Annotated in this window: 17 protein-coding genes; 8 read left to right on the forward strand and 9 right to left on the reverse strand. The window is 68.9% G+C overall.

What is annotated here, in order from left to right; all coding sequences use genetic code 11:
• The first annotated feature begins 18 nt into the window (after positions 1-18).
• Positions 19-1,470 (forward strand): bifunctional ADP-dependent NAD(P)H-hydrate dehydratase/NAD(P)H-hydrate epimerase, encoded by a 1,452-nt coding sequence (locus tag ACYVL2_RS08680; RefSeq protein ID WP_460542254.1) that lies wholly within the window; start codon positions 19-21, stop codon positions 1,468-1,470.
• Here the strand turns inward: ACYVL2_RS08680 and ACYVL2_RS08685 are convergent.
• Positions 1,445-2,113 (reverse strand): cysteine dioxygenase, encoded by a 669-nt coding sequence (locus tag ACYVL2_RS08685; RefSeq protein WP_460542256.1) that lies wholly within the window; start codon positions 2,111-2,113, stop codon positions 1,445-1,447. The genes ACYVL2_RS08680 and ACYVL2_RS08685 overlap by 26 nt on opposite strands.
• A 91-nt stretch (positions 2,114-2,204) precedes the next feature.
• Between ACYVL2_RS08685 and ACYVL2_RS08690 the strand changes: the two genes are divergently transcribed.
• The gene (locus ACYVL2_RS08690) at positions 2,205-3,164 is read left to right on the forward strand and encodes a C40 family peptidase (protein ID WP_460542258.1); all 960 of its coding nucleotides are present in this window, start codon (positions 2,205-2,207) and stop codon (positions 3,162-3,164) included.
• Positions 3,165-3,196: 32 nt separating this feature from the next.
• On the opposite strand, the gene ACYVL2_RS08695 is transcribed toward ACYVL2_RS08690, so the two are convergent.
• The gene (locus ACYVL2_RS08695; protein ID WP_460542260.1) at positions 3,197-5,188 is read right to left on the reverse strand and encodes a SpoIIE family protein phosphatase; all 1,992 of its coding nucleotides are present in this window, start codon (positions 5,186-5,188) and stop codon (positions 3,197-3,199) included.
• A 146-nt stretch (positions 5,189-5,334) separates the two neighbouring features.
• The gene (locus tag ACYVL2_RS08700) at positions 5,335-6,612 is read right to left on the reverse strand and encodes a hypothetical protein (RefSeq protein ID WP_460542262.1); all 1,278 of its coding nucleotides are present in this window, start codon (positions 6,610-6,612) and stop codon (positions 5,335-5,337) included.
• A gap of 259 nt (positions 6,613-6,871) precedes the next feature.
• On the opposite strand from ACYVL2_RS08700, the gene ACYVL2_RS08705 reads away from it, so the two are divergent.
• The 6 genes from ACYVL2_RS08705 (at position 6,872) to ACYVL2_RS08730 (ending at position 15,121) form a co-directional block, all read left to right on the forward strand.
• On the forward strand, positions 6,872-11,314 hold the full coding sequence (locus ACYVL2_RS08705; protein ID WP_460542264.1) for a HAMP domain-containing protein: 4,443 nt from the start codon (positions 6,872-6,874) through the stop codon (positions 11,312-11,314).
• A complete protein-coding gene (locus ACYVL2_RS08710) occupies positions 11,311-11,865 on the forward strand; it encodes a response regulator (RefSeq protein WP_460542266.1) in 555 nt (184 codons plus the stop codon). Before ACYVL2_RS08705 ends, ACYVL2_RS08710 begins: the two co-directional genes overlap by 4 nt.
• A 63-nt stretch (positions 11,866-11,928) precedes the next feature.
• A complete protein-coding gene (locus tag ACYVL2_RS08715) occupies positions 11,929-12,291 on the forward strand; it encodes an STAS domain-containing protein (protein ID WP_460542268.1) in 363 nt (120 codons plus the stop codon).
• Entirely contained in the window at positions 12,288-13,658 is a 1,371-nt protein-coding gene (locus tag ACYVL2_RS08720) for a PrsW family intramembrane metalloprotease (RefSeq protein WP_460542270.1), read from the forward strand. The genes ACYVL2_RS08715 and ACYVL2_RS08720 overlap by 4 nt, the downstream gene beginning before the upstream one ends.
• A gap of 471 nt (positions 13,659-14,129) precedes the next feature.
• Positions 14,130-14,636 carry a tRNA adenosine deaminase-associated protein gene (locus ACYVL2_RS08725; protein ID WP_460542272.1) on the forward strand — a complete coding sequence of 169 codons (507 nt, stop codon included), beginning with the start codon at positions 14,130-14,132 and terminating at the stop codon, positions 14,634-14,636.
• Between the two features lie 62 nt (positions 14,637-14,698).
• Positions 14,699-15,121, forward strand: coding sequence for a nucleoside deaminase (locus tag ACYVL2_RS08730; RefSeq protein ID WP_460542352.1), 423 nt, complete (start codon positions 14,699-14,701; stop codon positions 15,119-15,121).
• Positions 15,122-15,124: 3 nt separating this feature from the next.
• Here the strand turns inward: ACYVL2_RS08730 and ACYVL2_RS08735 are convergent, their stop codons facing one another.
• The 6 genes from ACYVL2_RS08735 to ACYVL2_RS08760 form a co-directional block, all read right to left on the reverse strand.
• Positions 15,125-17,269: a (Fe-S)-binding protein gene (locus tag ACYVL2_RS08735; protein ID WP_460542275.1), complete on the reverse strand. Its 2,145-nt coding sequence runs from the start codon at positions 17,267-17,269 to the stop codon at positions 15,125-15,127.
• A gap of 494 nt (positions 17,270-17,763) precedes the next feature.
• Positions 17,764-18,858, reverse strand: coding sequence for a LacI family DNA-binding transcriptional regulator (locus tag ACYVL2_RS08740; RefSeq protein WP_460542277.1), 1,095 nt, complete (start codon positions 18,856-18,858; stop codon positions 17,764-17,766).
• A 31-nt stretch (positions 18,859-18,889) separates the two neighbouring features.
• The gene (locus tag ACYVL2_RS08745) at positions 18,890-20,314 is read right to left on the reverse strand and encodes a glycoside hydrolase family 1 protein (protein WP_460542279.1); all 1,425 of its coding nucleotides are present in this window, start codon (positions 20,312-20,314) and stop codon (positions 18,890-18,892) included.
• Positions 20,311-21,228 (reverse strand): carbohydrate ABC transporter permease, encoded by a 918-nt coding sequence (locus tag ACYVL2_RS08750; protein WP_460542281.1) that lies wholly within the window; start codon positions 21,226-21,228, stop codon positions 20,311-20,313. Before ACYVL2_RS08750 ends, ACYVL2_RS08745 begins: the two co-directional genes overlap by 4 nt.
• Positions 21,225-22,169 (reverse strand): carbohydrate ABC transporter permease, encoded by a 945-nt coding sequence (locus ACYVL2_RS08755; protein ID WP_460542283.1) that lies wholly within the window; start codon positions 22,167-22,169, stop codon positions 21,225-21,227. The genes ACYVL2_RS08750 and ACYVL2_RS08755 overlap by 4 nt, the downstream gene beginning before the upstream one ends.
• 203 nt (positions 22,170-22,372) lie before the next feature.
• Positions 22,373-23,698, reverse strand: a complete 1,326-nt coding sequence (locus ACYVL2_RS08760) for an ABC transporter substrate-binding protein (protein WP_460542285.1) — start codon at positions 23,696-23,698, stop codon at positions 22,373-22,375.
• Positions 23,699-23,788 lie beyond the last annotated feature (90 nt).

Consider the following 23,788-nt stretch of genomic DNA (forward strand, 5'->3'; position numbering starts at 1 on the left):
ACTGCGAGGAGCACGACCATGGACGGAGCCTGGCCGACCGCGGCGATACGCCGCGCCGAAGCCGAACTCATGCCCCGACTCCCCGCCGGCACCCTCATGCAACGCGCCGCCACCGGACTCGCCACCACCTGCGCCCGACTCCTCCAGCAACAAGGCGGCGTCTACGGCGCCCACATCACCATCCTCGCCGGACCCGGCGACAACGGCGGCGACGCCCTCTACGCCGGAGCCCGACTCGCCGAACGCGGCGCCCACGTCCACGCCGTACCCGTCATCGGCCACAAAATCCACCCCCACGCCGCCACCGCCCTCCGACACGCCGGCGGCCACATCACCACCACCCCGCCCCAGCACACCCGACTCCTCCTCGACGGCATCCTCGGCATCGGCGGCCGCCCCGGCCTACCGCACCGCGCCGCCGAACTCCTCGCCCACATCCGAGCCGACACCACCATCGCCGTCGACGTCCCCTCCGGCGTCGACGTCGACACCGGCGCCGTACCCGGCCAAGCCGTCCACGCCGACCACACCGTCACCTTCGGCACCCGCAAACCCTGCCACGTCCTCGGCGACGCCGCCCTCCACACCGGCCACCTCCACATCATCGACATCGGACTCGCACCCCACCTCGACCCCAACCCCCGCATCCGCATCCCCACCGCCCACGACATCGCCGGGTGGTGGCGCACTCCCCGACCCCAGGACACCAAATACACCCGCGGCGTCGCCGGCATCGCCGCCGGCTCCGACAAATACCCCGGCGCCGCCGTCCTCGCCACCAGCGGCGCCCTCGCCGGACCCGCCGGCTACATCCGCTACGCCGGAGCCGCCGCCGACTACGTCCGCATCAAACACATCGAAGCCGTCTGCACCGACACCGCCAAACAAGCCGGCCGCACCCAAGCCTGGCTCGTCGGTCCCGGCATCGGCACCGACGACCGAGGCCTCACCGAACTCCAAGCCGTACTCGCCGACCCCACACCCGCCGTCATCGACGCCGACGCCATCACCCTCATCGGCGACCACCCCTCCGTACTCGCCGGACGAGACGCCCCCGTCATCCTCACCCCACACGACGGCGAATTCGAACGACTCTACGGCTCACCCCCCGGCGACGACCGCGCCGCGGCCGCCGCCGCACTCGCCAAACGGCTCAACTGCACCGTCCTCCTCAAAGGACACCACACCCTCGTCGCCGGGGGCGACGGCACCGTCTACGCCAATCCCACCGGCAGACCCGCGCTGGCCACGGCGGGATCGGGCGACGTGCTCGGGGGGTTCATGGCCTCGCTCCTGGCCTCCGGGATGAGTCCGGTCCAGGCGGCCGTGGCGGCCGCCTACCTCCACGGCCTCGCCGGAGGCATCGCCGCCCGAGGCCACCGCACCGTCAGCGCCGGCGACGTCGGCAGGGCCCTGCCCGAGGCGGTCGGGGAGGTCCTCGCCGCTACCAGTCCTCGCCGGCCCGCTTGATCGCGGCCGGCGCCAGGCCCGTCTCGTCGAACAGGTACGTCCGCATCGCCTCGAGGCCGGGGGAGTACACGTGCAGGCTCACCGCCGGAACCTCGCCGTCGTTGCGCACGGCGTGGATCGTCCGGTCATCTACTGTGGAGACGTCGCCGGCGCCCATCTCGCGGCGCTCCAGCGAAGGGAAGGCGCCCGGGACGACCGTGTACTCGGTCAGGCGCCCCGACACCACCGCCAGCGCCGCCGCGGCCGGCCTCGACGCGCCGCCGTGGTCGTGCAGCTCGGTGCCCTGGCCCGGAAGCCAGGCCAGCAGCCACGCCTCGTGGTCGGGGCCGGACAGGACCCGCCGGGCCCAGCGGCTGGTCTTGGTGAACCTGGCGCGCAGCGTCAAGTGCTCGGCGTAGCAGGCGGCCAGCGCGCGGAGGCGATCGGACTCGAGGACTTCGAGCGAGATGTCAGTCATGAAAGGAACGACTTTCGATGCGTCGGAACGGGTGCGGACAGAAAGGGACGGGCTCAGCGGGAGCCGCGACACCGTCGGCAGCGACACATCGTGGTTTCCATGCCGCTCATCGTACCGGAATTCCCAGGCAACTCTCAGCCTGGGCACACCTTCGGTGGAACCGGCGTTACGCTGCGAATTTGTCACGCGGGCGCTCTTCCCTGGGGGACGGGCCCGCGCTAGGCTCGACCTCGGTCCGTCCCCTCAGACTCGACTACTCCGAAGGAGCGCTCTCCTCGTGAAACAGCCGTCCTCCCGACGCAAATGGACCGCCGCCGCTCTGGTCGGTGGTCTGCTCGTCTCAGCGGTTGCCACGTCCCCCGCCTGGGCGCAGCGGAGCCCCGAGGACATCAACGACGAGATCGCGACGACCGACGCCGACCTCAACGCCACCATCGAGGAGTACAACGCCCTCGCCGGCGAGATCGCCGACAACGAGGACATGATCGCCGACACCCAGTCGGAGCTGGAGGCGTCCGAGGCCGAGCTCGACGACCTGCGCGCCAGGCTCGCCGACTTCATCACCGAGACCTATGTGGATCAAGGCATCGGCGACGTCGCCCTCATCCTCGAATCCGGCTCCCCGCAGGCCTTCGTCGAGCGCCTCGACCGGCTCAACTCCGCCAACATGTACGACTTCGACCTGATGAACGAGCTCAAGACCGTCAGCGAGGAGTACACCGCCCAGCTCGACCTCCTCCAGGACCTCCAAGAGGACCTCGAGGCCGACAAGGCCGAACTCGAGGAGAAGAAGACCGAGATCGAGACCCGCATGGAGGACCTCGAAGAGGAGTGGCGGACGGCCGCCGGCGAAGAGGTCATCGACTACTCGCTGCCGCACATGACCGACGACGAGTGGGCCGTGGTCGACTTCGCGCTCGACCAGGTCGGCAAGCAGTACGTGTGGGGCTCGGCCGGCCCTGACAGCTACGACTGCTCCGGCCTGATGCTGCGCGCCTACGCCCAGATCGGGATCTCGCTGCCCCACAACGCCGCCGCGCAGTACGGCCAGACGGCCAACATCTCCCGCGACGAGCTCCGCCCCGGCGACCTGGTGTTCTACAACAGCCTCAGCCACGTCGGCATGTACATCGGCAACGGCCTGATCGTGCACGCCCCCAACTCCAGGACCGTGGTCAAGGTCGTGGAGGTCGACCACGGCAACGTCTACTACGGCGCCACCACGATCCTGCACTAGGATCTGCGGCGGCGCGGGGCGCCATTCGGCGGCTAGGCCGTGTCGCACCGGACCACGAGGATCGCGATGTCGTCCCTCGGCGAGTCCGGCGAGAACGTCTGCACCGCTTCCAGCAGCGCCGTGGCGATCGTCTTGGCCGACTTGCCCGCGACGTCCCGCATGCACCGCAGGATCCGCTCATGGCCGAACATGACCGTCGCGTCGCGCCGCTCGGTGACCCCGTCGGTGAAGAACACCAGCGCGTCCCCCACCTCCAGACGCACCTGCTCGGGGTTGACCTTCACCTCCGGGAACAGTCCCACGGCGGTGCCCTCGTGCCCGACCCACTCGGTCCGTCCGTCGGAGCGCAGCATCAACGGCCGGTCATGGCCCGACAGGCACAGCGTCGCCTCCAGGCCCGCGCCGTCGCGCGCCAGCAGCGCGGACGCGATCGTGGCGTAGCGGTAATCGCCGGGCTGCTCCAGCAGCGTCGAGTTCAGCAGCTCCAGCGCCCGCGGCATCGGCCGGCCGTCCAAGGCCATGACCCGCAGGACGTCGCGGACGACACCGGTGATCGCGGCGGCCTGCGCCCCCTTGCCGCACACATCGCCGATCGCCACCCACAACCGGTCCCCGTCGAGCGTCGTCGCGTCGTAGAAGTCGCCGCCGACCTCGGTGCCGAACGCCGCCGCGGGCAGGTACTCGGCCGCGAAACTGACCCCTTCGACCTGCGGCAGGCTGCCGGGCATGAGCGCCGACTGCAGCTCGTGGGCCACCTCGGCACGCTCGGCGTGAATACGGGCGTTGTCGAGCGCCAGCGCGCTGCGCTTGGCCAGGTCGGCGATGACCGCGCGCTCCTCGGTCGAATGCTGCCGGTCGGCCGGGCGGCCCACCGACAGGACCCCGATGGTCGTCCCCCGCGCCGACAGCGGCACCGCGACCCCGTCGATACCGCGCGGCATCGGCAGCTCCATGCCGGTCCACCCGTCCGTGGCCAGCGACGCCTCGAGCGCGTTGCCCGCGGTGGTCAAGCGGGCCCGCCACGGCTCGAGGTCGGACTCCTCGACGTGCGAGAGCGCCGCCAGCTCCAAGGCGCCGGAGTCGTGGCGGAGGTGGACGGCGGCCCAGCGGCCCAGCTGCGGCACGATCAGCTGCGGGATGAGCGCGACGGTGAGGTGCTCGTCCAGCGAATGGGCCAGCAGCTCCCCGGCCTCGGCCAGATAGGTCAGCCAGCCGGAGCGGCGCTGCTCCTCGGTGCGCATCCGGTCGATCTGCAGCGCCAGGGCGATGCGCTCGGCGGTGAGCCTCGCGAGGGGCTCCCATGCGCGGTCGGTCTTGCCGGACAGCACCAGACGCCCGGTCGCCGGGGACGTCAGCGGCAGCGGCACGGTGATCGACGGATCCGACGGGTCGCCGAACCGCGTCAGCTCGGCGCCGCCGGCCCCTTCGCCCGGATCGTATTCGACCGTGCCGCCCGAGGCGGCGGTCGCGTCGCGCAACCGGGCGAGGAGCTCCCCGACGACCTGTTCGACCGGGAGCCGCGACTGCAGGGCCGGGGAGATGGTCAGCAGCGCGGCCAGCTGGTGGAGGTCGGTGACGGTGTCCTCGGTCGGGTCGACCGGGCCGGGCGGCCGCGGCGGCGGCGCCTCGGGGTCGCGGTCGATGCGGAACCAGATGGACTTGCCGGTGACGTCATGGGTGGTGCCCCAGGAGGAGGCGAAGCGGTCGACCAGGAGCAGGCCGCGCCCGCCCTGCGCGGTGACCTCGGGCATGACCGTGTCGGCCGGTTCGATCCCGCCGGACCGGTAGTCGGTGACGGTGACGCGCACCCCGATGGAGTCGGCCGCGACGGTGAGGTTGATGTCGGTCTCGGCGTGGACGACGCCGTTGGTGGTCAGCTCGGTCGTGAGCAGGAGGGTCTCGTCGAGGAGCTCGGGCATGCCGGCCTCGGTCAGCACCGTCCGGACTGCTGCGCGGGCGGCGGCTGGGGAGCGGTCGTCGGCGGGCAGTCGCAGCCGACGAGTGGCCCTCTCGGGGTACGTCACGGACCCAAGTCTATGACGCCGGGGCAGGGGACCGCCGTGCCGGATCATCGCCCGAGGGAAGGAAGCGGACGGCCGCCCCGGTGGTGGAATGCCGGGGCGGCCGCCTCAGTTCTGGTTATGTTCCTGTCGCCTTGCGGCGCTGGGGGTCACTCCCAGTTCTGGACGACCTTGCGGCGGCGGAGCACGAAGAACACGACCGCGCCGGCCGCGATGGCGGCAGAGGCGGCCGAGACCATCACGATCGAGCTGCCGCCGGTCTTCTGCAGGCCACCGGAGGCCGCATCCTCGGTCTCCTCCGACTCGGCGGGGTCGGTGGGCTCGACATCGCCGTAGCCGTTCTCGGCGCCGAAGAAGAGCATGCCGTAGTGCCGCGAGAAGTACCGGTCGTCGATCTCCTCGTCGGCTTCGACGAGTCCGAACTGGTCGTCGGTGCCGGTCACGACGCTCCTGCGGAACAGGTCCATGGTTGCTTCGTTGATGTCCCACGCCGTGTAGTAAGCGCCGAGGTCGACGTCGCTGGTCTCGTTGTCGACGGTGTACTGAACCGGGGTGTCGGCGCTCGGAGTGTAGGTGGCGCCGACTTGCGGGGCGAAGTCCTCGATGACGCAGAGCACGCCGCCGGGCCATTCCGTGCAGTTGTCATGGTCCGCGACAGCCCGGATGTTCTCGGTGTAGTGCCCGGTCGGCTCCTCCTCGTCGAACCAGGCGTTCAGCGACACCGAGTGGGAGAAGAACAGCGCGGTGGCGGCACGGTCCTCGCCGAGGTCGGACTCCGATTCGATCCGGAACTGCGGCGTGGCCGTGACCGTCCGGCCGCCGTGAGCGCCCTCGATCACCTGGTTGAGGAAGGCGAACCCGTAGGCGTCACCGGCCTCCTCGATGTCGCCGACCGGGAAGTCGTCCGGCAGCGCCGGGCCGTCTTCTTCGCCGATGTCGAAGTCCTCGCTGACCTGGATCTGGCCTTCGCCGTCGGTCTCCTCCTGGCCGTTGACCGTCACCGTGAAGAAGTAGTACGCGACGTCGCCTGGAGCGCCTTGATCACCCAGACCGAGGTCGAGGTCGAAGAACGTCCCGGCCAGACCGGAGCTGCCGTCGTCTACGCAGGTGAGCACGTGGTTGGAGATCTCGCAGCGCTCGTCGTGATCCGGCCTCAGTTCGATGATCCCCGGATGGTGGCTGAAGTCGTACGTGACCTCGATGACGTCACCTGCGAGGGGGTCGGGCCCCTCCACGGCGATGTACGCCTCTTGGCCCTCGTATTCGAGTACCTCGACCCGGTCATTGGTGTCGACCAGGTTGAACCAGACGTCGACGTATTCGAAGTCGGTCTGCGCGAAGCCGGGGGCTCCGGCCGCGAGCGTGAGGGCCGCCGCGGCCGTTCCGGCCGCCGCGATGCGGAGGCCGGAGGTCTTGGGGGAGGGCATGAATCTCCTTGTGAAATTGGATGGCAGGTTTCCGGGTGCATCCCTGCGAGGAAGCTACGGGCATCCGGACTCGCGCTCGCAGAAGCGCTTCCAGACATCACACGCCCCATTGCGCCGAGAAGTTGCGAAGTTTCCTAAGCTTTTCGGGTGTTACCCGAGGTGACGGAGCTATAGCCTCTCAGTAACCTGCCTTCACGTTTCGGCCTCCGGTGTGACAACCTGGTAGGCGACTGTACGCCAGCTGCGGAGGAAGAACGCCATGACGGACACCGCTTCCGACACCGCCCCAGCACACCCCGCCGACGAATCCGACCTGCTCAGGTCCCTCGCCGACGCGCTCGGCGCGGTCGAGCGCGGCGATTTCTCGGTGCGGCTGCCCCGCGGTGAAGGACTGGCCGGTGAGGTCGTCGACCGCTTCAACGCCGTGGTCGAGCAGGCCGACCGGCAGACCCGCGACCTGGCGCTCATCGCCCGCGTCGTCGGCCAGGAGGGCCGGTGGACCCACCGACTCGACATCGAGCACCTCGACGGCGGCTGGAGCGAGGGCGCGGCCAGCGTCAACCGCCTGGTCGAGGAGCTGGTGCGGCCCACCACCGAGTTGGGGCGCGTCCTCGAGGCCGTCGCCGCCGGCGACCTCTCCCAGGAGGCGGCGCTCGAGTTCGAGGGCAAGCAGCTGCGCGGCGAGTTCCGCCGCCTCGGCGAGACGGTCAACCAGATGGTCGGGCTGCTGCGCAGCTTCGCCGCCGAGGTCACCCGCGTCTCCCAAGAGGTCGGCACCGAAGGCAAGCTGGGCGGGCAGGCCGACGTCCAAGGCGTCTCGGGCACCTGGCGGTCCCTGACCGACGCGGTCAACACCATGGCCTCCAACCTGACCGACCAGGTCCGCTCCATCTCGACGGTGACGCAGGCCATCGCCGCCGGCGACCTGGACCAGAAGATCACCGTCAAGGCCTCCGGCGAGGTCGCCGAACTGGCCGACACCATCAACTCCCTGACCGAGACCCTCCAGATCTTCGCCGGCGAGGTCACGCGCGTGGCCCGCGAGGTCGGCGCCGAGGGCCGCCTCGGCGGCCAGGCCGACGTCCCCGGCGTCTCGGGCACCTGGAAGGACCTGACCGACAACGTCAACTCGATGGCCTCGAGCCTGACCGACCAGGTCCGCGACATCGCGACCGTCGCCACCGCCGTCGCCCGCGGCGACCTGACCCGCAAGATCTCCGTGCCCGCCCAAGGCGAGATCCTCGAGCTCAAGACCACGGTCAACACCATGGTCGACCAGCTGTCGAACTTCGCCGCGGAGGTCACGCGCGTGGCCCGCGAAGTCGGCACCGACGGGCGCCTCGGCGGCCAGGCGCAGGTGTTCGGCGTCTCCGGCACCTGGCGCGACCTCACCGAGAACGTCAACCAGCTGGCGACGAACCTGACCGAGCAGGTCCGCAACATCGCGAAGGTCACCAGCGCCGTCGCCGCCGGCGACCTGTCGCAGAAGATCACCGTCCGCGCCTCCGGCGAGGTCGCGGACGTCAAGAACACCGTCAACACCATGGTCGACCAGCTCTCCAGCTTCGCCGACGAGGTCACCCGCGTCGCCAGGGAAGTCGGCAGCGAAGGCAACCTCGGCGGGCAGGCGAACGTCCAGGGCGTCTCCGGCATCTGGAAGGACCTGACCGACAACGTCAACCTCATGGCCTCGAACCTGACCGCTCAGGTCCGCAACATCTCCTCGGTCGCCACGGCCGTCGCCGACGGCGACCTGTCACGGCAGATCACCGTCGACGCCCGCGGTGAGATGCTCGAGCTCAAATCGACGATGAACTCGATGGTGAACCAGCTGTCGCAGTTCGCCGACGAGGTCACGCGCGTGGCCCGCGAGGTCGGGACCGACGGCAAGCTCGGCGGGCAGGCGAACGTCCAAGGGGTCTCCGGCATCTGGGAGGCCCTCACCGAGAACGTGAACTCGATGGCCTCGAACCTGACCGCTCAGGTCCGCAACATCTCCTCGGTCGCCACGGCCGTCGCCCGCGGCGACCTGTCACGGCAGATCACCGTCAACGCCCAAGGGGAGATGCTCGAACTCAAGACCACCCTCAACTCGATGGTGGCGCAGCTGTCGCAGTTCGCCGACGAGGTCACCCGCGTCGCCCGCGAGGTCGGCAGCGAGGGCCGCCTCGGCGGCCAGGCCAGCGTCCCCGGCGTCTCGGGCACCTGGAAGGACCTGACCGACAACGTCAACTCGATGGCCTCGAACCTCACCAGCCAGGTCCGCAACATCGCCGAGGTCACCACCGCCGTCGCCCGCGGCGACCTCACCCGCCAGATCACCGTCGACGCCCAAGGCGAGATCCTCGAACTGAAGAACACCGTCAACTCGATGGTCGACCAGCTGTCGAACTTCGCCACCGAGGTCACGCGCGTCGCCCGCGAAGTCGGCGTCGAAGGCAACCTCGGCGGCCAAGCCGAAGTCGCCGGCGTCTCCGGCACCTGGCTCGCCCTCACCCGCAACGTCAACTCCCTGGCCGCGACCCTGACGCTGCAGCTGCGCGCGATCGCCAACGTCGCCCACGCCGTCGCCCGAGGCGACCTCACCCAGTCGGTCGACTTCGAAGCCGCCGGCGAGATCGCCGACCTCACCGAGTCGATCAACCAGATGATCACCGCGCTGCGCGACAAGACCCGCCAGAACACCGACGCCGACTGGCTCAACTCCAACCTCGCCCGCATCTCCTCACTCCTGCAGGGCAGGCGCAACGTCGAAGAGGTCACCCGCATGGTCCTCGACGAGGTCACCCCGCTCATCGACGCCCAGACCTCCACGTTCTACGTCCGCCACGAGGACGTCTCCGGGCACGTCACCTACCGGCTCAACGCCGTCTACGGCCACCCCAGCCCCGGCGAGAAGATCATCATCGAGGAGAACGAGGGCATGGTCGGGCAGGCCGCGGCCTCCAAACGCACCATCCACCTCCACGACATCCCCGACGGCTACCTCGAGATCTCCTCCGGACTCGGCCAGGCCACACCCACCGACCTGATCATCCTGCCGGTCCAGTTCGGCGACAAGGTCCGAGGCGTGGTCGAGTTCGCGTCCTTCAACACCTACTCCGGTCTCCACAAGAAGTTCCTCGACTCCCTCGCGCCCAACGTCGGCGTCACCCTCGCGACCATCGAAGGCAACGCCCGCACCGAAGTGCTGCTGCGCGAATCCCAGCGCATGGCCCAGGAGCTGCGAGCCCAATCCGACCGGCTCAAGGAGACCAACGCCGAGCTCGAGGAGAAGGCCACCCTCCTGTCGGCCCAGAACAAGGCCATCGAAGTCAAGAACCTCGAAGTCGAATCCGCCAGGCAGGACATCGAAGAGAAGGCCGAGCAGCTCGCCCAGGCCTCCAAGTACAAATCCGAGTTCCTCGCCAACGTCTCCCACGAACTGCGCACGCCCCTGAACTCGCTGCTCCTGCTCGCCAGGCTCCTCAGCGAGAACTCCGAGAACAACCTCTCGGACCGGCAGATCGAATTCGCCCGCACCATCCACAACGCCGGCACCGACCTGCTCAGCCTCATCGACGACATCCTCGACCTCTCCAAGATCGAAGCCGGACGCATGGACATCGCCGTCCACCCCGTCGACCTCGGCGAAGTCCTCGGCGACATCGAAGCCGGATTCCGGCCCCAAGCCGAAGACAAGCAACTCGGCTTCAGCATCGACATCGGCCCCGGCGTGCCCGGACGCCTCCAGACCGACGGCCAGAAATTCCAGCAGGTCCTGCGGAACCTGCTGTCCAACGCCGTCAAATTCACCCGCACCGGCTCGGTCACGCTCAAAGTCCGCAAAGTCCCCGCCGACCTCAGCTTCGACGTCCAGCGCCTCAACGAAGCCGGCGAACGCATCTCCTTCTCCGTCATCGACACCGGCATCGGCGTCCCCGAAGACAAGAAGAACATCATCTTCGAGCCCTTCCAACAGGCCGACGGCACCACCCGCCGCAACTACGGCGGCACCGGACTCGGCCTGTCGATTTCCAAATCCCTCTCCCAGATGCTCGGCGGCGACGTCTTCATCGAACACACCGGCTCCACCGGATCAGTGTTCACCTTCGTCATCCCCACCGAGATCGACTACGACGAGGACTTCACGATCGAACGATCCGAACTGCCCATCCCCGTCGAAGAGCACCGCGGGCCCTCCATCCTCACCGGAGCCCCCGAGACGCCCTCCTCCTCCGCCGCCGCCCAACGACTCGACGGCGCCACCGTCCTCATCGTCGACGACGACATCCGCAACGTCTTCGCCCTCACCGCCGCCCTCGAACTCCACGGCATCAACGTCCACTACGCCGAGAACGGCGCCGACGGCATCGACGCCCTCCAGAACAACCCCGACATCGACATCGTCCTCATGGACTCCATGATGCCCGGCATGGACGGCAACGAGACCACCCGCGTCATCCGCCGCATGCCCCAATTCGCCGACCTCCCCATCCTCTTCCTCACCGCCCAGGCCCTCGCCGAACAACGCGAGAAATCAGTCTCCGCCGGCGCCAGCGCCTACCTCACCAAACCGGTCGACCTCGACCGCCTCCTCGACACCATGTCCCAATGGATCGGCACCCGCCCCGGCACCGCCTCACCGCGAACCGACCCCGGCGGCAACAGCGGCACCGGCCGACGGGACAATGGCGCTCCGAACGAAGGGGAGGCCGAATGAGCACCGCACGGGTACTGCTCGTCGACGACAGGTCCGAAAACCTCCTGGCCCTCGAGGCCATCCTCCAAGGACTGCCCGTCGCCACCATCGCCGTCACCTCCGGAGAAGAAGCGCTCAAACGCCTCCTCTCCGAAGACTTCGCCGCGATCCTCCTGGACGCCCAAATGCCGGGCATGGACGGATTCGAAACCGCGCGCCACATCAAACAGCGCGAGAAGACCCGCCACACCCCCATCATCTTCCTCACCGCCGCCGACCGCGACGCCCACCTCGCCATGCGCGGCTACTCCGTCGGCGCCGTCGACTACATCACCAAACCCTTCGACCCCTGGATGCTCCGCACCAAAGTCAAAGTCTTCATCGACCTCTGGAGCCAGGGACAAGCCCTCCGCACCACCAACGAACGCACCCGCGACCTCCGCGAACGCGAAGACCACCTGCTCCAACGCATCAGAACCGCCCACGAAGCACTCACCGAATGGCAGAAAGGCCGCGAAGCCGACCCCGACATCGAACGCGTCCTCGCCCTCCTCGAACCCGGAGTCGACTGATCACACACGGACAGCCCACTCCTCGCCCCCGAACACCCAGAAATTTCAGCTAGGGTTGACGGCGTGGTACACCAGAAACTCGACATCTCGGTTTACCGCGAATCGAATGAGACGATCGTGGAGCTGACCGGCGAAATCGACCTCCAGACCGCCCCGAGGCTGTCCGGCGCCGTCGACGCCGCCCTCGCCGAAGACCCCGTACGCGTCGTACTCGACATGGCCGGAGTCACCTTCTGCGACTCACGCGGCCTCGGCACCCTCGTCGTCCTCTCCCGCGCCGCGGCCCGCTCCCGCGCCGTCCTCGTCCTCGCCAACCTCGGCGACTTCCTCAAACGGCTCCTCTCCGTCTCCGGCATCGGCGAACACTTCGTCATCCGCGACGACCGCCCCGACGACGAACCCGGACCGAAGGACACCACCCCGTGAGCGACCAGGCCATCGAGCTGATCACCGTGCTCGGCGCCGCCGGCCTCCTCCTCGCCGTCGGCCTCGCACTCGCCATCCCCGGCCTCATCCGCTCCACCCGGCCGCTCCTCATCGCCGGATGCTCCCTCGTCTTCACCGGCGGCCTCGTCGTCCTCGGCTGGGCCATCATCGAAGGCACCGGCGCCGAAGCCGCCGGCGTCGGCCTCATCGCCGCCCTCCTGCCCGCACCCATCCTCGTCGGCACCTTCCTCTGGCTCGGCCGCTACCGACGCCGTCCCTGGCTCGTCCTCGCCTTCTGCTTCGGCTGGGGCGCCTGCGTCTCCACCGCCATCTCCCTCGGCGTCAACACCGGCATCGCCCAGCTCCTGCGCAGCAACGACCTCAACGAAAACCTCGCCGCCGTCATCTCCGCCCCCGTCATCGAAGAAATCACCAAACTCGCCGGACCACTGCTCATCTACTGGTTCGCCCGCCGCCACTTCACCGGCATCCTCGACGCCATCGTCTACTGCGGACTCGCCGGCGCCGGCTTCGCCGTCTCCGAAAACGTCCTCTACGCCGCCGGCACCTACATCTCAGGCGTCCAAATCCTCGACGAAGCCGCCGGCCTCGCCCTCGTCACCTACCTCGTCCTCATCCGCGGACTCGCCACCATGTTCGCCCACCCCCTCATGACCGGCCTGTCCGCCATCGGCCTCGGCAAAGCCGCCCGCAAACCAGGCCGACCCGGCGCCGCCGCCACCTGGATCACCGGCATGCTCCTCTGCGGCATCGCCCTCCACGCCCTCTGGAACGGCACCAGCGTCATCGGCGCCGAAGTCGGCATGCCCGCCCTCTGGTTCGCCCTCTACCCCGCCTTCCTCATGCCCCTCTTCTTCACCATGGTCGGCCTCGCCCTCTGGCTCCGCGCCGCCGACGCCCGCCGCACCCAGACCACCCTCGCCCCCTACACCACCAGCGGACTCATCTCCCCGCCCGAACTCGCCTCCCTCGCCAGCTTCTCCCGCCGCGCCTCCGCCCGCGCCTGGGCCCTCCGCGTCGCCGGCAAACCCGGCGAAAAAGCCATGAAAGACTTCCAACACGCCGCCTCCGACCTCTCCGAACAACTCGACCTCGCCTCCATCGGCGGCAAATGGGACCAGAACGTCATCAACACCGGCCTCCACCGCATCGCCGCCGCCCGGAACCAATACGCCGGCAGAGACCCCGACATGCCCTCCGCCACCTGGGACGGCACCCGCTACCACGTCACCTTCCCCGACGGGAAGGTCCGCGCCGTAGAACCCCCCGCCCAACCGGTCATGCCCCTGCCCGTCGCAGCCGCACCACCCCCGCCGCCGCCCACGTACCCTGTCTCCTATGCATGACGGACCCATCCGCGCCACCTCCTGGCCCGGCCCCGGGACACCCCCGGCCAGGACCGGGCGACCGCGCTGGCGCGAACCGCACCAGGTGAGCGTCGGGCCCGTAGCCGCCGGATCGGCGCTCACAGCGCTGTGGGTGCTGCTGTGGCTGCTGGCCTTCGGGCGCTCCGCCGAAGGCGAGTTCATCACCGGGACGGGGATCGCCTGGGTGACTTTGGCCGCGAGTACGATCGCAACTGTCGTTGCAGCAGTGCTGGCGCGCTACGGTGACCGCGGTGTCGCGGTCGGCGTAGCCGCCGTCGCAGGGACGGCCGCCGGAGTCACCGGACTCTCCGCCGAGCTGTACCTTTTGCTGACCGGCAATTGGATCCTGTGGTTACATCGACGCAGGCCGCCACATCCTTCAGTTGGTCGATTCGAACAGCTGATTCCTACCGAGAAGCTGGTCCATTCAACAGAAAACGGGGACGGATCGTGTCGTATTTCGCTGTGGCTGTGGGCCGCGAGGGCGACGAATGGGACGCCACGGAGGTCGACCTCGACGAGGTCGCCGACATCGAGGACGCCGCCGAGGTGATGCGGGAGGCGCACCCGGACGCCGACCTGACGCTGCTCTTCGTCGACGCCGACGACGAATACCTCACCGTGATGCGTCTGGACAACGGCGACGACCTGCGAACCTTCGGCTCCGACGCCGAATACGCCTCGCAGTCGCGCCTGGGAGAGGCGCTGCTCGGTGACCTTGAACCCGAGGACACCGACGAGATCGACACCGAAGACGAGGAGTCGATCTCGGCGCGGCCCACCGAACTCGACGCCGAACCGGTCGGCGAAGCCGACCTGCTCGGCGACCTCGGGGTCGGCGGGGCCATGCTGCTGGCCTTGTGCGCCAAGGAGGGCATGATGCCCTCCGACGTGGTATCGGAGGTCGCCGAAGTGGTCGGCTTCGCCGAAGCCCTGGAAAACGCCACCGGCGCCTAGGCGGCGGCAGCCCCATGACCACGCCAACCGGCGCCCACCGCCGCGAGGTCCACGAGAGCTGGATGCGCCGCGCCCTCGAAGTCGCCGGCACCTCCGGCGGCGACCTCCCGGTCGGAGCCGTCGTGTTCGACCCCGAAGGCCGTGAACTCGCGGCCGCGGCCAACCGGCGAGAAGCCCTCGCCGACCCCACCGCCCACGCCGAGATCCTCGCCCTGCGTCAAGCCGCCGCCGTCCACGGCGACGGCTGGCGACTGCAGGGCTGCGCTCTCGTGGTCACCCTCGAGCCGTGCACGATGTGCGCCGGCGCCGCCGTGCTGGCCCGGATAGGGCCCCTGGTGTTCGGCGCCTGGGAACCGAAGACCGGAGCGGTCGGATCGCTCTGGGACGTCGTCCGCGACCCCCGCCTGAACCACCGCCCGGAGGTCTACGGCGGCGTCCTCGAATCGGACTCCGCCGCGCTCCTCCGGGCCCACTTCGGCCGCTGAGCCCTACTCCGCCTTCGCGGCCCGCTCCCGGCGGCTGCGCTCCAGCAGCTGCGCGATGTCGACGACTTCGACGTCGTCCTCATGGCCCGCGTCGGCGACGCCGTCGCGGATCATCGTCGAGCAGAACGGACAGCCCACGGCCACCGTCTTCGCGCCCGTCTCGACCGCCTCGTCGGCACGCTCCCGGTTGACCCGCTTGCCCAGCGGCTCCTCCAGCCACATGCGGGCGCCGCCGGCGCCGCAGCAGAACGCCTTCTCGGCGTTGCGCGGCATCTCGGTGACCTCCGAGAACGACCCCAGCAGCTCCCGTGGCGGCGTGAAGATCCGGTTGTGACGGCCCAGGTAGCACGGGTCGTGGTACGTCAGCGTCCCCTCGTGCTGCTCGACCGGCTGGATCTTCCCGGAGTCCACCAGGTCCGCCAGCAGCTGCGTGTGGTGCACGACCTCGTACTCGCCGCCGAGCTCCCCGTACTCGTTCCCGATCGTGTTGAGGCAGTGCGGGCACGTCGCGACGATCTTGACCGCGCCCGACTCGTTGAGCGTCTCCACGTTCTGCTCGGCGAGCATCTGGAACATGAACTCGTGCCCGATCCGCCGCGCCGGATCCCCGGTGCACGTCTCGGCCTCGCCCAGGACGGCGAACTTGACGCCCGCGTCGTGCAGCAGCGTCGCCACCGCCCGGGACGTCTTCTGCGCCTTGGGGTCGTAAGCCCCCGCGCAGCCGACCCAGTACAGGTACTCCCAGTCCCCGCCCGGCTCGGCCACCGGCACCTCGAAGTCCAGCGACTCGGCCCACTTCAGCCGCGCGGCCGGGTTCTCGCCCCACGGGTTGCCCTTGTTCTCGAGGTTCCGCAGCATCGTCTGCGCCTCGGGTGGGAACGCCGACTCGATCATGGTCTGGTGGCGGCGCAGATCCAAGATGTGGTCCACGTGCTCGATGTCCACCGGGCACTGCTCCACGCACGCTCCGCAGGTCGTGCACGACCACAGCACATCCGGGTGGATCACGTCCCCGATGATCGAGATCGGCTCGATCTCGGCCCCGTCCTCACCGCGCTGCTTCGCCGCCGCGGCGGCCTTCAAATACGGCGCCTGCTCGTACAGGTGATCGCGCAGGTCCGTCACCAGTTTCTTCGGCGACAGCGGCTTCCCGGTGTTCCACGCCGGGCACTGCGACTGGCAGCGGCCGCACTCGGTGCAGGTGGTGAAGTCCAGCAGGCCCTTCCAGCTGAAATCCGTGATGGTGTCGACCCCGAACGGTTCGCTCTCGGGATCGGCGGTCTCGAAGTCGGCCGGCTCGCCGCCGATCAACATCGGCTTGGCAGCGCCCATTGCCAGACCGCCGTCGGGCTCGCGCTTGAAATAGATGTTGAAGAACGCCGTCACCCGGTGCCACCCGATGCCCATCGACGGCACCAGCGCCAACACCATGAAGAACGTCCACGACACCAGGATCTTCACCCCGGCGGTCACGGTGAGCGTGGTGTGCAGCGCCGACTCGGAGACCCCGGCGAACAGGTTCGACAGTCCCGCCGAGATCGGCGAGGCCCATGAGGCCTCGATGCCGCCGAGCGCGAACTCGCCGGAGCGGATGACGAAGAAGCACGTGACGATCGCGAAGATCGTGGCCTCGACGTAGAAGGCCTGCCACTGCCGGGAGTTCTCGAACCGGGACGAGGACGAGCGCTGCCCGTCCTCGGAGATCGCTCCCTGCGGCGGGAGCCGGTTGATTCGCGGCTGCCTGGCGATGCGGACCCCGAACAGGAAGAGGATCCCGAGGCCGGTGACCGCGGCGATGAGCTCGGACAGCAGCAGCCACGGCTCCCAGTGGCCGATCCACGGCAGTGTCCACTCGGGGTTCAGCGTCTCCAGGTACGCCGTGGCCAGGATCGGGAACAGCGAGAAGAACCCGATGAACACGAACCAGTGCGCCGCACCGACCCAGGTCCATTTCAGCATCCTGGTGTGGCCGACGGTCTCCCGCAGCATGGTGGCGATGCGCTTGCCGCGCTCGCCGCCCCGCGTGCGGTCGGCGGTGCCGAGCCGGACGGTGGCCAGCAGCTGCATGCAGGCGCGGGCGAACAGCCCGATCGCCACCGCCGTGTAGGCGAATGCGATCGTGGCCGTGACGATTTGGACGACTCCCATGGCGACCTCTCGACGGTGCGGTGCTCCCGATCACGATACATGTTACTGGTCAGTAGCCAAGCTGTCGAGCCGGGCCTCGCTCCATTGCCGTGATGCTCCGGGCCGGCGGGACGCGGATCCTCGTCCCGCCGGCCTTTACTATGCAGTTCTCGCGTTCTTCAGTGATGTGGCTTCGGCGGCCGGAACGGGCTGGGTTCCGGCCGCCGTGGCCTCCCGGGCGCCTGGTGCAGGTGCCGCGGCGCGGGAGCCTACCCCGCGCCGCGATCTTCCGGCGGTCCGCGCGGTCTCCCCTATCAACCGCCGACCTACACCAAAACTGGAGCCAGCGTCCCACAAGAAGTCAAGGGCCTCAAGCACTGATTCTCCGCCTGTGGACAACTCCGGCGCTCGGCGGTGTTTTCGCTGTTCAGAGAAGTGCAAGGGGCCCGGCCGCGACATCGTCGCGGTCCGGGCCCTCCTGTGGAAAACCGGTGAAGTCGTTCGGCGAGCCGCATTCAAGCGGACTCGCGGATCACCATCCTGGTGCCCAGGATCGTGACCAGCGGGCCGGCCTCCTCGCCGCGGATCCGCCCGCACAGCAGGCGCGCCATCTCGCGGCCCATCGTCTCGGTCGGCTGGTGGACCGTCGTCAGGGGCGGCTCCGAGACCTCCGCCAGCGGCGAGTCGTCGAAGCCGATCAGCGCCAGGTCCTCCGGCACCCGGACGCCGCGTTCGCGCGCGACGCGCAGCGTCGCGATCGCGAGCGGATCGGAGGCCGCGAGGATCGCGTCGAGCTCGCCGGCCTCGTCGAACAGCTGCCGGGCGGCTTTGATGCCGCTGGCCTCGTCGAAGCCCCCGGCGATGGCCACGAGCCGGTCCTCGACCGGCAGCCGGTGGCCTCGCAGGCCGTCCCGGTAGCCGTTGAGGCGGTCGACGCCGACGGACATGTCCTGCGGCCCGGCGATGACGCCGATGCGCTTGCAGCCCTTCTCCGCCAGGTACTCCACCGCCTGCCGCGCCCCCGAGCGGTTGTCGCAGTCGACGTAGGCGGCCGGGTTGAGGCCGGCGGGCGTACCGCACAGCACGATCGGGATGCCGGACTCCTCGAGTCGCTCGGGCAGCGGGTCGCCGGAGTGGCTGGAGACCATCATGACTCCGTCGACGTGACCGCCCATGAGGTAGGACTCCAGGCGGCTGCGGTCGCCGTCGCGCGGGGCGAACGTCAGCATCAGCCGCATGTTCTCCTCGGCGAGCTGGTCGGAGGCGCCCCGCAGGACACCCGCGAAGAACGGCTCCCCCCACAGCCATTCCTGCGACTCGGTCACCACCAGGGCGACCGTGTCGGTCCGCTGGGTCACCAGCGTCCGGGCCGCCTGGTTGGGGACGTACCCCAGTTCCTTGATCGCGGCCAGCACCGCCGCCCGCGTGTCCTCGGCGACCTTCGGGGAGCCGTTGATGACGCGCGAGACCGTCCCCCGGCCGACGCCGGCGTAGCGCGCTACGGTGTCGAGCGTAGGCCGACCCGCGCTGCGTTTGCGTCTGATCTGCCCGTTCACCCCCTGCGGCGTGGGCCGCGGCGCGTCGGTGTCATCTGATCGGGTCTCGGTCATCGTCCATCACCTCGGGCTCCGTTGCGTGACCTTATTTTGCCTCACCGTTCGAACGAGCCTGCCGCACCAGGTCGGCGTACCACCTGCCCGAGTCTTTCACGACCCGCTGTCCGGTTTCGAAGTCGACGTAAACCAGGCCGAATCGCTTGGTGTAACCCCAGGCCCACTCGAAGTTGTCGGCCAGCGACCACGCGAAGTACGCGATCAGCGGCGCGCCGGCCTCGACGGCTTCGGCGCAGGCGAGGAGATGGTCGCGGATGTAGTCGAGCCGCTCGGAGTCGGCCACCTGGCCGTCGACGAGCTTGTCCTGGAACGCCGCGCCGTTCTCGGTCACCGCGAGCGTCACGCCCGGATAGTTGGCGTGCAGCCGTTTCAACGTTTCAGTAAGCCCCTGCGGCGCGATCTCCCAACCCATGTCGGTCTGCGGGAGACCGGTGGTCACGAAACCGACGTGCTCGTTCGACGGCCACGCCGAGCCGGTGTCGGTCGGCGCCGCCGAGGCCGAGGCGGCCCCGCCTTCGGCGCCGGTCACCGTGAACTGGCTGTAGTAGTTCACCGAAAGGCAGTCCAAAGGCGCGTTGATCAGCTCCATATCGCCGTCCTCGATGAACGAGAAGTCGGTGACGGCACTGAAGTCGTCGAGGACGTCCTCAGGATAGGCCCCTTTGAGGGCCGCGTCGGTGAAAAGGCGGTTCTGGACCCCGTCGATGCGCCGGGCCGCGTCCAGGTCCGCCGGCGAGTCCGAGGCGGCGTACACCGGGTAGAAGTTCAGCCCGATGCTCACCGTAGCCTCCGGGTCGGCCTCCTTGATCGCCCGCGAGGCGAGGCCGTGGCCGACCATGAGGTGGTGGGCGGCGGCGATCGACGCCGCCGGCTCCCGGCGCCCGGGGGCGTGCTCGCCCGAGGAGTAGCCGAGGAACGCCGCGCACCACGGCTCGTTGACGGTGATCCAGTGCTTGACGCGGTCGCCGAGGGCCTCGTGCGCGACGCGGGTGAAGTCGGCGAACCGCTCGGCGGTCTCGCGCCTCGGCCAGCCGCCGGCGTCCTCGAGGTCCTGCGGCAGGTCCCAGTGGTAGAGGGTCACCCACGGCGTGACCCCCTTCTCCAGCAGAGCGTCCACCAGGGCCGAGTAGTAGTCGAGCCCGGCCTGGTTGACCTTGCCGTCGCCCTCGGGGCAGATCCGAGGCCACGACAGGGAGAAGCGGTAGCTGTTGAGGCCGAGCTCGCCGATGAGCGCGACGTCGCCCTCGATGTTGCGGTAGGAGTCGATGGCCTTGTCCCCGTTCGAGCCGTCGATCACCCTCCCCGGTTGCGCCACGAAGGTGTCCCAGATGGACATACCGCGGCCGTCCACGGTGGTGGACCCCTCGACCTGGTAGGAGGAGGTGGCCGCGCCCCAGGTGAATCCCGAGGGGAATCTGGCCGCGAGGCGCGCTGCGTCGTTGTCGATGGTCATTCTTTGGAGGAACCTTCCATGATGCCGCTGACGATCTGCCGCCCGAAGATGACGAACAGGATCGCGATGGGAATGATCGAAATCAGGGTGCCGGTGAAGACCATCGAGAGGTCGGTGGTGTACAGCCCGATGGAGATCTGGCGGATCGCCAGCTGGATCGTGGGGGTCTCGCTGCTCAGGACCAGGAACGGCCACAGGAACTCGTTCCAGTTGAGCATGAACGTGAGCAGGCCGAGGACGACCATGCCCGGGCGCAGCGCCGGCACGACGATGCGCCACCAGATCCGCAGCGTCGAGGCGCCGTCGATGCGCGCGGCCTCGATGAGCTCGTCGGGGACGGATTGGAGGGTGTACTGCCGCATCATGAAGATGCCGAAGCCGTTGACCAGGAACGGGAGGATCGCGGCCTGGAGGGTGTCGAGCCATCCGAGCTCGACCATCATGAGGTAGAGCGGCACCAGGCCCAGGTGCTGCAGCGGCACCATCATCGTCGCCAGCACGATCGCCATGAGCAGTTTCGATCCGCGGAACCGCAGCTTCGCGAACGCGAACCCGGCGAGGGTCGAGATGAGCACGACCGAGATGGTGACGGTCCCGGTGATGATGAACGAGTTCCGCAGGCCCTCGAGCAGGTTGGCCGCCGGGTCGTTCAGCGCCCGGTTGATGTTGTCGCCGAGGTTGCCGCCGGGGATGAGCGCCGGCGGGAAGCTCGCGGCGGCCGCGGTGTTCCTCGAGGCGATGACGATCATCCAGTACAGCGGGAAGATCGACAGGAAGCTGACCGCGATGAGCCCGATGCGGGTCAGCGGCGTCGGCTCGAGCACGCGGGCGGCGGCCACTTTCCTGCGGCGCCGGGGCTCGCGCCGCTCGGGTTCGACCGGAGCGGTGGCGGGAGGTTTGAGGGTGGTGCTCATTTGTTCCCCTCGATGCGGTTGACGATCAGGAAGTTCAGTCCGGCGACGACGATGATGACGATGAACAGGAGCCATCCGGCCGCGGCGGACATGCCGTAGTTGCCGTGGGTGCGCAGCAGATCGATCAGGACCATCGAAGTGGTCTGGAACTGACCGCTGGCGCCGCCGCCGAGGCGTCCGGAGCCGAACATCATCGGCTCGGCGAAGAGCATCATGCCGCCCACCGAGGAGATGAACACGGTGAAGATGATGACCGGCTTGAGCTGGGGGATCGTGATCTGCCAGAACTGCTGCCGGGGGGTGGCGCCGTCGATGGCCGCGGCCTCGTACAGCTGCTTGGGGATCGTCTGCATGGCGGCCAGGTAGATGAGGGCGTTGTAGCCCATCCATCTCCAGTCGACCATCGAGGAGATGGCGAACCAGGAACTGAGCCTTCCGGCCTGCCAGTCGATGCTCTCGACGCCGAACACGCCGAGGAAGCCGTTGATCATGCCGTACTCCTGGCCCCAGATGCGCGAGAAGATCACGCCGACGGCGACCACGGAGGTGACGATGGGGGCGAGCACGAACATCCGCCACATCAGCTGGGCCCGGAGCCGCTTGTTCAGAGCGTTGGCGACCATGAGGCCGACGATGAGCTGCGGGATGGTGGCGATGGCGAACATGCCGAGGGTGTTGACGACCGACCAGCCGAAGCGGTCGTAGTCGAACAGCAGGAAACGGTAGTTCTCCAGACCGGCGAAAGTCCGGTCGGGTTTGCGGGTGCTCCATTCGTGGAGCGAGGCGTAGATCGTGTAGCCCATCGGGAAGAGCCCGAACACCAGGAAGAGCAGAAAGAAGGGGGCTACGAGGATGTAGGGCACGCCTTTGAGATCGAACGTGTGAAGCCGGTCTCGGAAAGTGCGGCGGGGCTGCTGCCGGGTGTCGACTGCGGTGGTCATGGTTCCTCTCTCGGTCCGAAGGAGTCGGCCCGCCGCGGGTTGGGACGCGGCGAGCCGACACGGCGCCGGGGCCGCCGGCCCGCCTCCCTCCGGGGGAATGCCGTCATTCGGGGAGGCGGGCGCGGCGGGCCGGTGCGGGGACGTCGCCGAAGGAGTGGGGAGCGGTGCCTGGGGACCACCGCTCCCGGCGGCGACGAGCGGCGCTAACCTCCGAGCGCCACCGCGTTCTCGGACTCGGACTGGATGACGTCCCAGATCTCATCGGACGAGTAGGTCCCGTCGGTGAGCCCGTTGAGCGCGCCTTCCACGGCACCCTTCACGGTCGGGTGCAGCTCGGTGTACTCCAGCGCCGGGAACTCGGCCACGGAGGCGGCGATGATCTCGCCGACCGGAGCGTCGTTGAAGTACGGGTTGGTGAAGTCGGAGACCATCTCGGCGCCCTCGAAGGTCGACGGGAACGGACCGACCTCTTCGAAGACCGCGACCTGCTGCTCAGGGGCGGTCAGGTAGGCGGCCAGGGCTGCCGCTTCCTCGGGGTGGGCGCTCTGCGCGGGCACGAGCAGCCAGGAGCCGCCCCAGTTGCCCGAGACGCCCGGCGCGGCCGCGAAGTCCCAGTTGCCCGCGTTGTCCTCACCGGCGTTGCCCTCGACGACGCCGAGCATCCAGGCCGGGCACGGCATGGTCGCGAAGCCGCCTTCGGCCTGCGCGGTGACCCACTCCTCGCTCCAGGAGGTGAAGCCGCCGATGGCGCCCATCTCGTGGAGCTCGACGATGGTGTTGACCGAGGTCTGGACGGCCTCGGAGTCGAGCGTCAGGTTGCCCTCGGCGTCGACGTACATCCGGCCGTCGGTGTTGCCGGCGGTCTGGCCCACCAGCATGTTCTGCAGCTGGGTCGGGCTGTCGAGGAAGGCCGCGTCGACACCGGAGTCGACGAACGACTGGGCGACGTCCTTGAACCCGTCCCAGTCGGACCAGGCCGCGGCGACCTCTTCGCGGTCGGTCGGCAGGCCGGCCTGCTCGAACAGGTCGGCGCGGTAGCACATGCCCATGCCGCCGACGTCGGTGCCGAAGCCGGCGAGCTTGCCGCCGGCGGTGTGCCCGAGTTCCCACTTCCAGTCCGGGTACTCCGAGGCGCGCTCGTCGTAGCCGTACTCGGACAGGTCGGCCCAGTAGTCGTCGTTGGCCATCATCTGCGACATGGCCTGCTCGTCCATGGCGACGACGTCGCCGGCGCCGGAGCCGGCCTGCAGGGCGGCCTCCATGGCGGGACGGTACTCCTGGTCGAAGTTGGTCCCGTCGCCGTCGAGCACGACGTCGATGTTCGGGTTGGCGGCCTCGTAGGCCTCCTCGAGCCCCGCCTCGACGTAGCCGAGGGTGCCGAACATCTTGACGGTCAGCTGGATCTTGTCGTCCTCGGTCGTGCCGTCGTCGTCGGAGTCGTCGCTGCCGCCGCAGGCGGACAGCGCGAGGACGGCCGCGGCCGAGGCGGCGAGGGCCGCCCTGCCGCGGTGTTTGTTGAGAAGATGCATCTTCGTGGTTTCCTTCCAGGCACCTGAGGGGTGCCGCGTTGTAGGAGGGGTTGTAGTAGTCGTCGTCATGCGGGGTCGACCACTGGGGTC

The sequence above is a fragment of the Glycomyces halotolerans genome, assembly GCF_054779575.1.

Coding starts and splice junctions, on each gene's coding strand:
- ACYVL2_RS08680 (WP_460542254.1), top strand. CDS start 19: ATGGACGGAGCCTGGCCGACCGCGGCGATACGCCGCGCCGAAGCCGAA.
- ACYVL2_RS08700 (WP_460542262.1), bottom strand. CDS start 6,612: ATGCCCTCCCCCAAGACCTCCGGCCTCCGCATCGCGGCGGCCGGAACG.
- ACYVL2_RS08705 (WP_460542264.1), top strand. CDS start 6,872: ATGACGGACACCGCTTCCGACACCGCCCCAGCACACCCCGCCGACGAA.
- ACYVL2_RS08710 (WP_460542266.1), top strand. CDS start 11,311: ATGAGCACCGCACGGGTACTGCTCGTCGACGACAGGTCCGAAAACCTC.
- ACYVL2_RS08730 (WP_460542352.1), top strand. CDS start 14,699: ATGCGCCGCGCCCTCGAAGTCGCCGGCACCTCCGGCGGCGACCTCCCG.
- ACYVL2_RS08735 (WP_460542275.1), bottom strand. CDS start 17,269: ATGGGAGTCGTCCAAATCGTCACGGCCACGATCGCATTCGCCTACACG.
- ACYVL2_RS08740 (WP_460542277.1), bottom strand. CDS start 18,858: ATGACCGAGACCCGATCAGATGACACCGACGCGCCGCGGCCCACGCCG.
- ACYVL2_RS08745 (WP_460542279.1), bottom strand. CDS start 20,314: ATGACCATCGACAACGACGCAGCGCGCCTCGCGGCCAGATTCCCCTCG.
- ACYVL2_RS08750 (WP_460542281.1), bottom strand. CDS start 21,228: ATGAGCACCACCCTCAAACCTCCCGCCACCGCTCCGGTCGAACCCGAG.
- ACYVL2_RS08755 (WP_460542283.1), bottom strand. CDS start 22,169: ATGACCACCGCAGTCGACACCCGGCAGCAGCCCCGCCGCACTTTCCGA.
- ACYVL2_RS08760 (WP_460542285.1), bottom strand. CDS start 23,698: ATGCATCTTCTCAACAAACACCGCGGCAGGGCGGCCCTCGCCGCCTCG.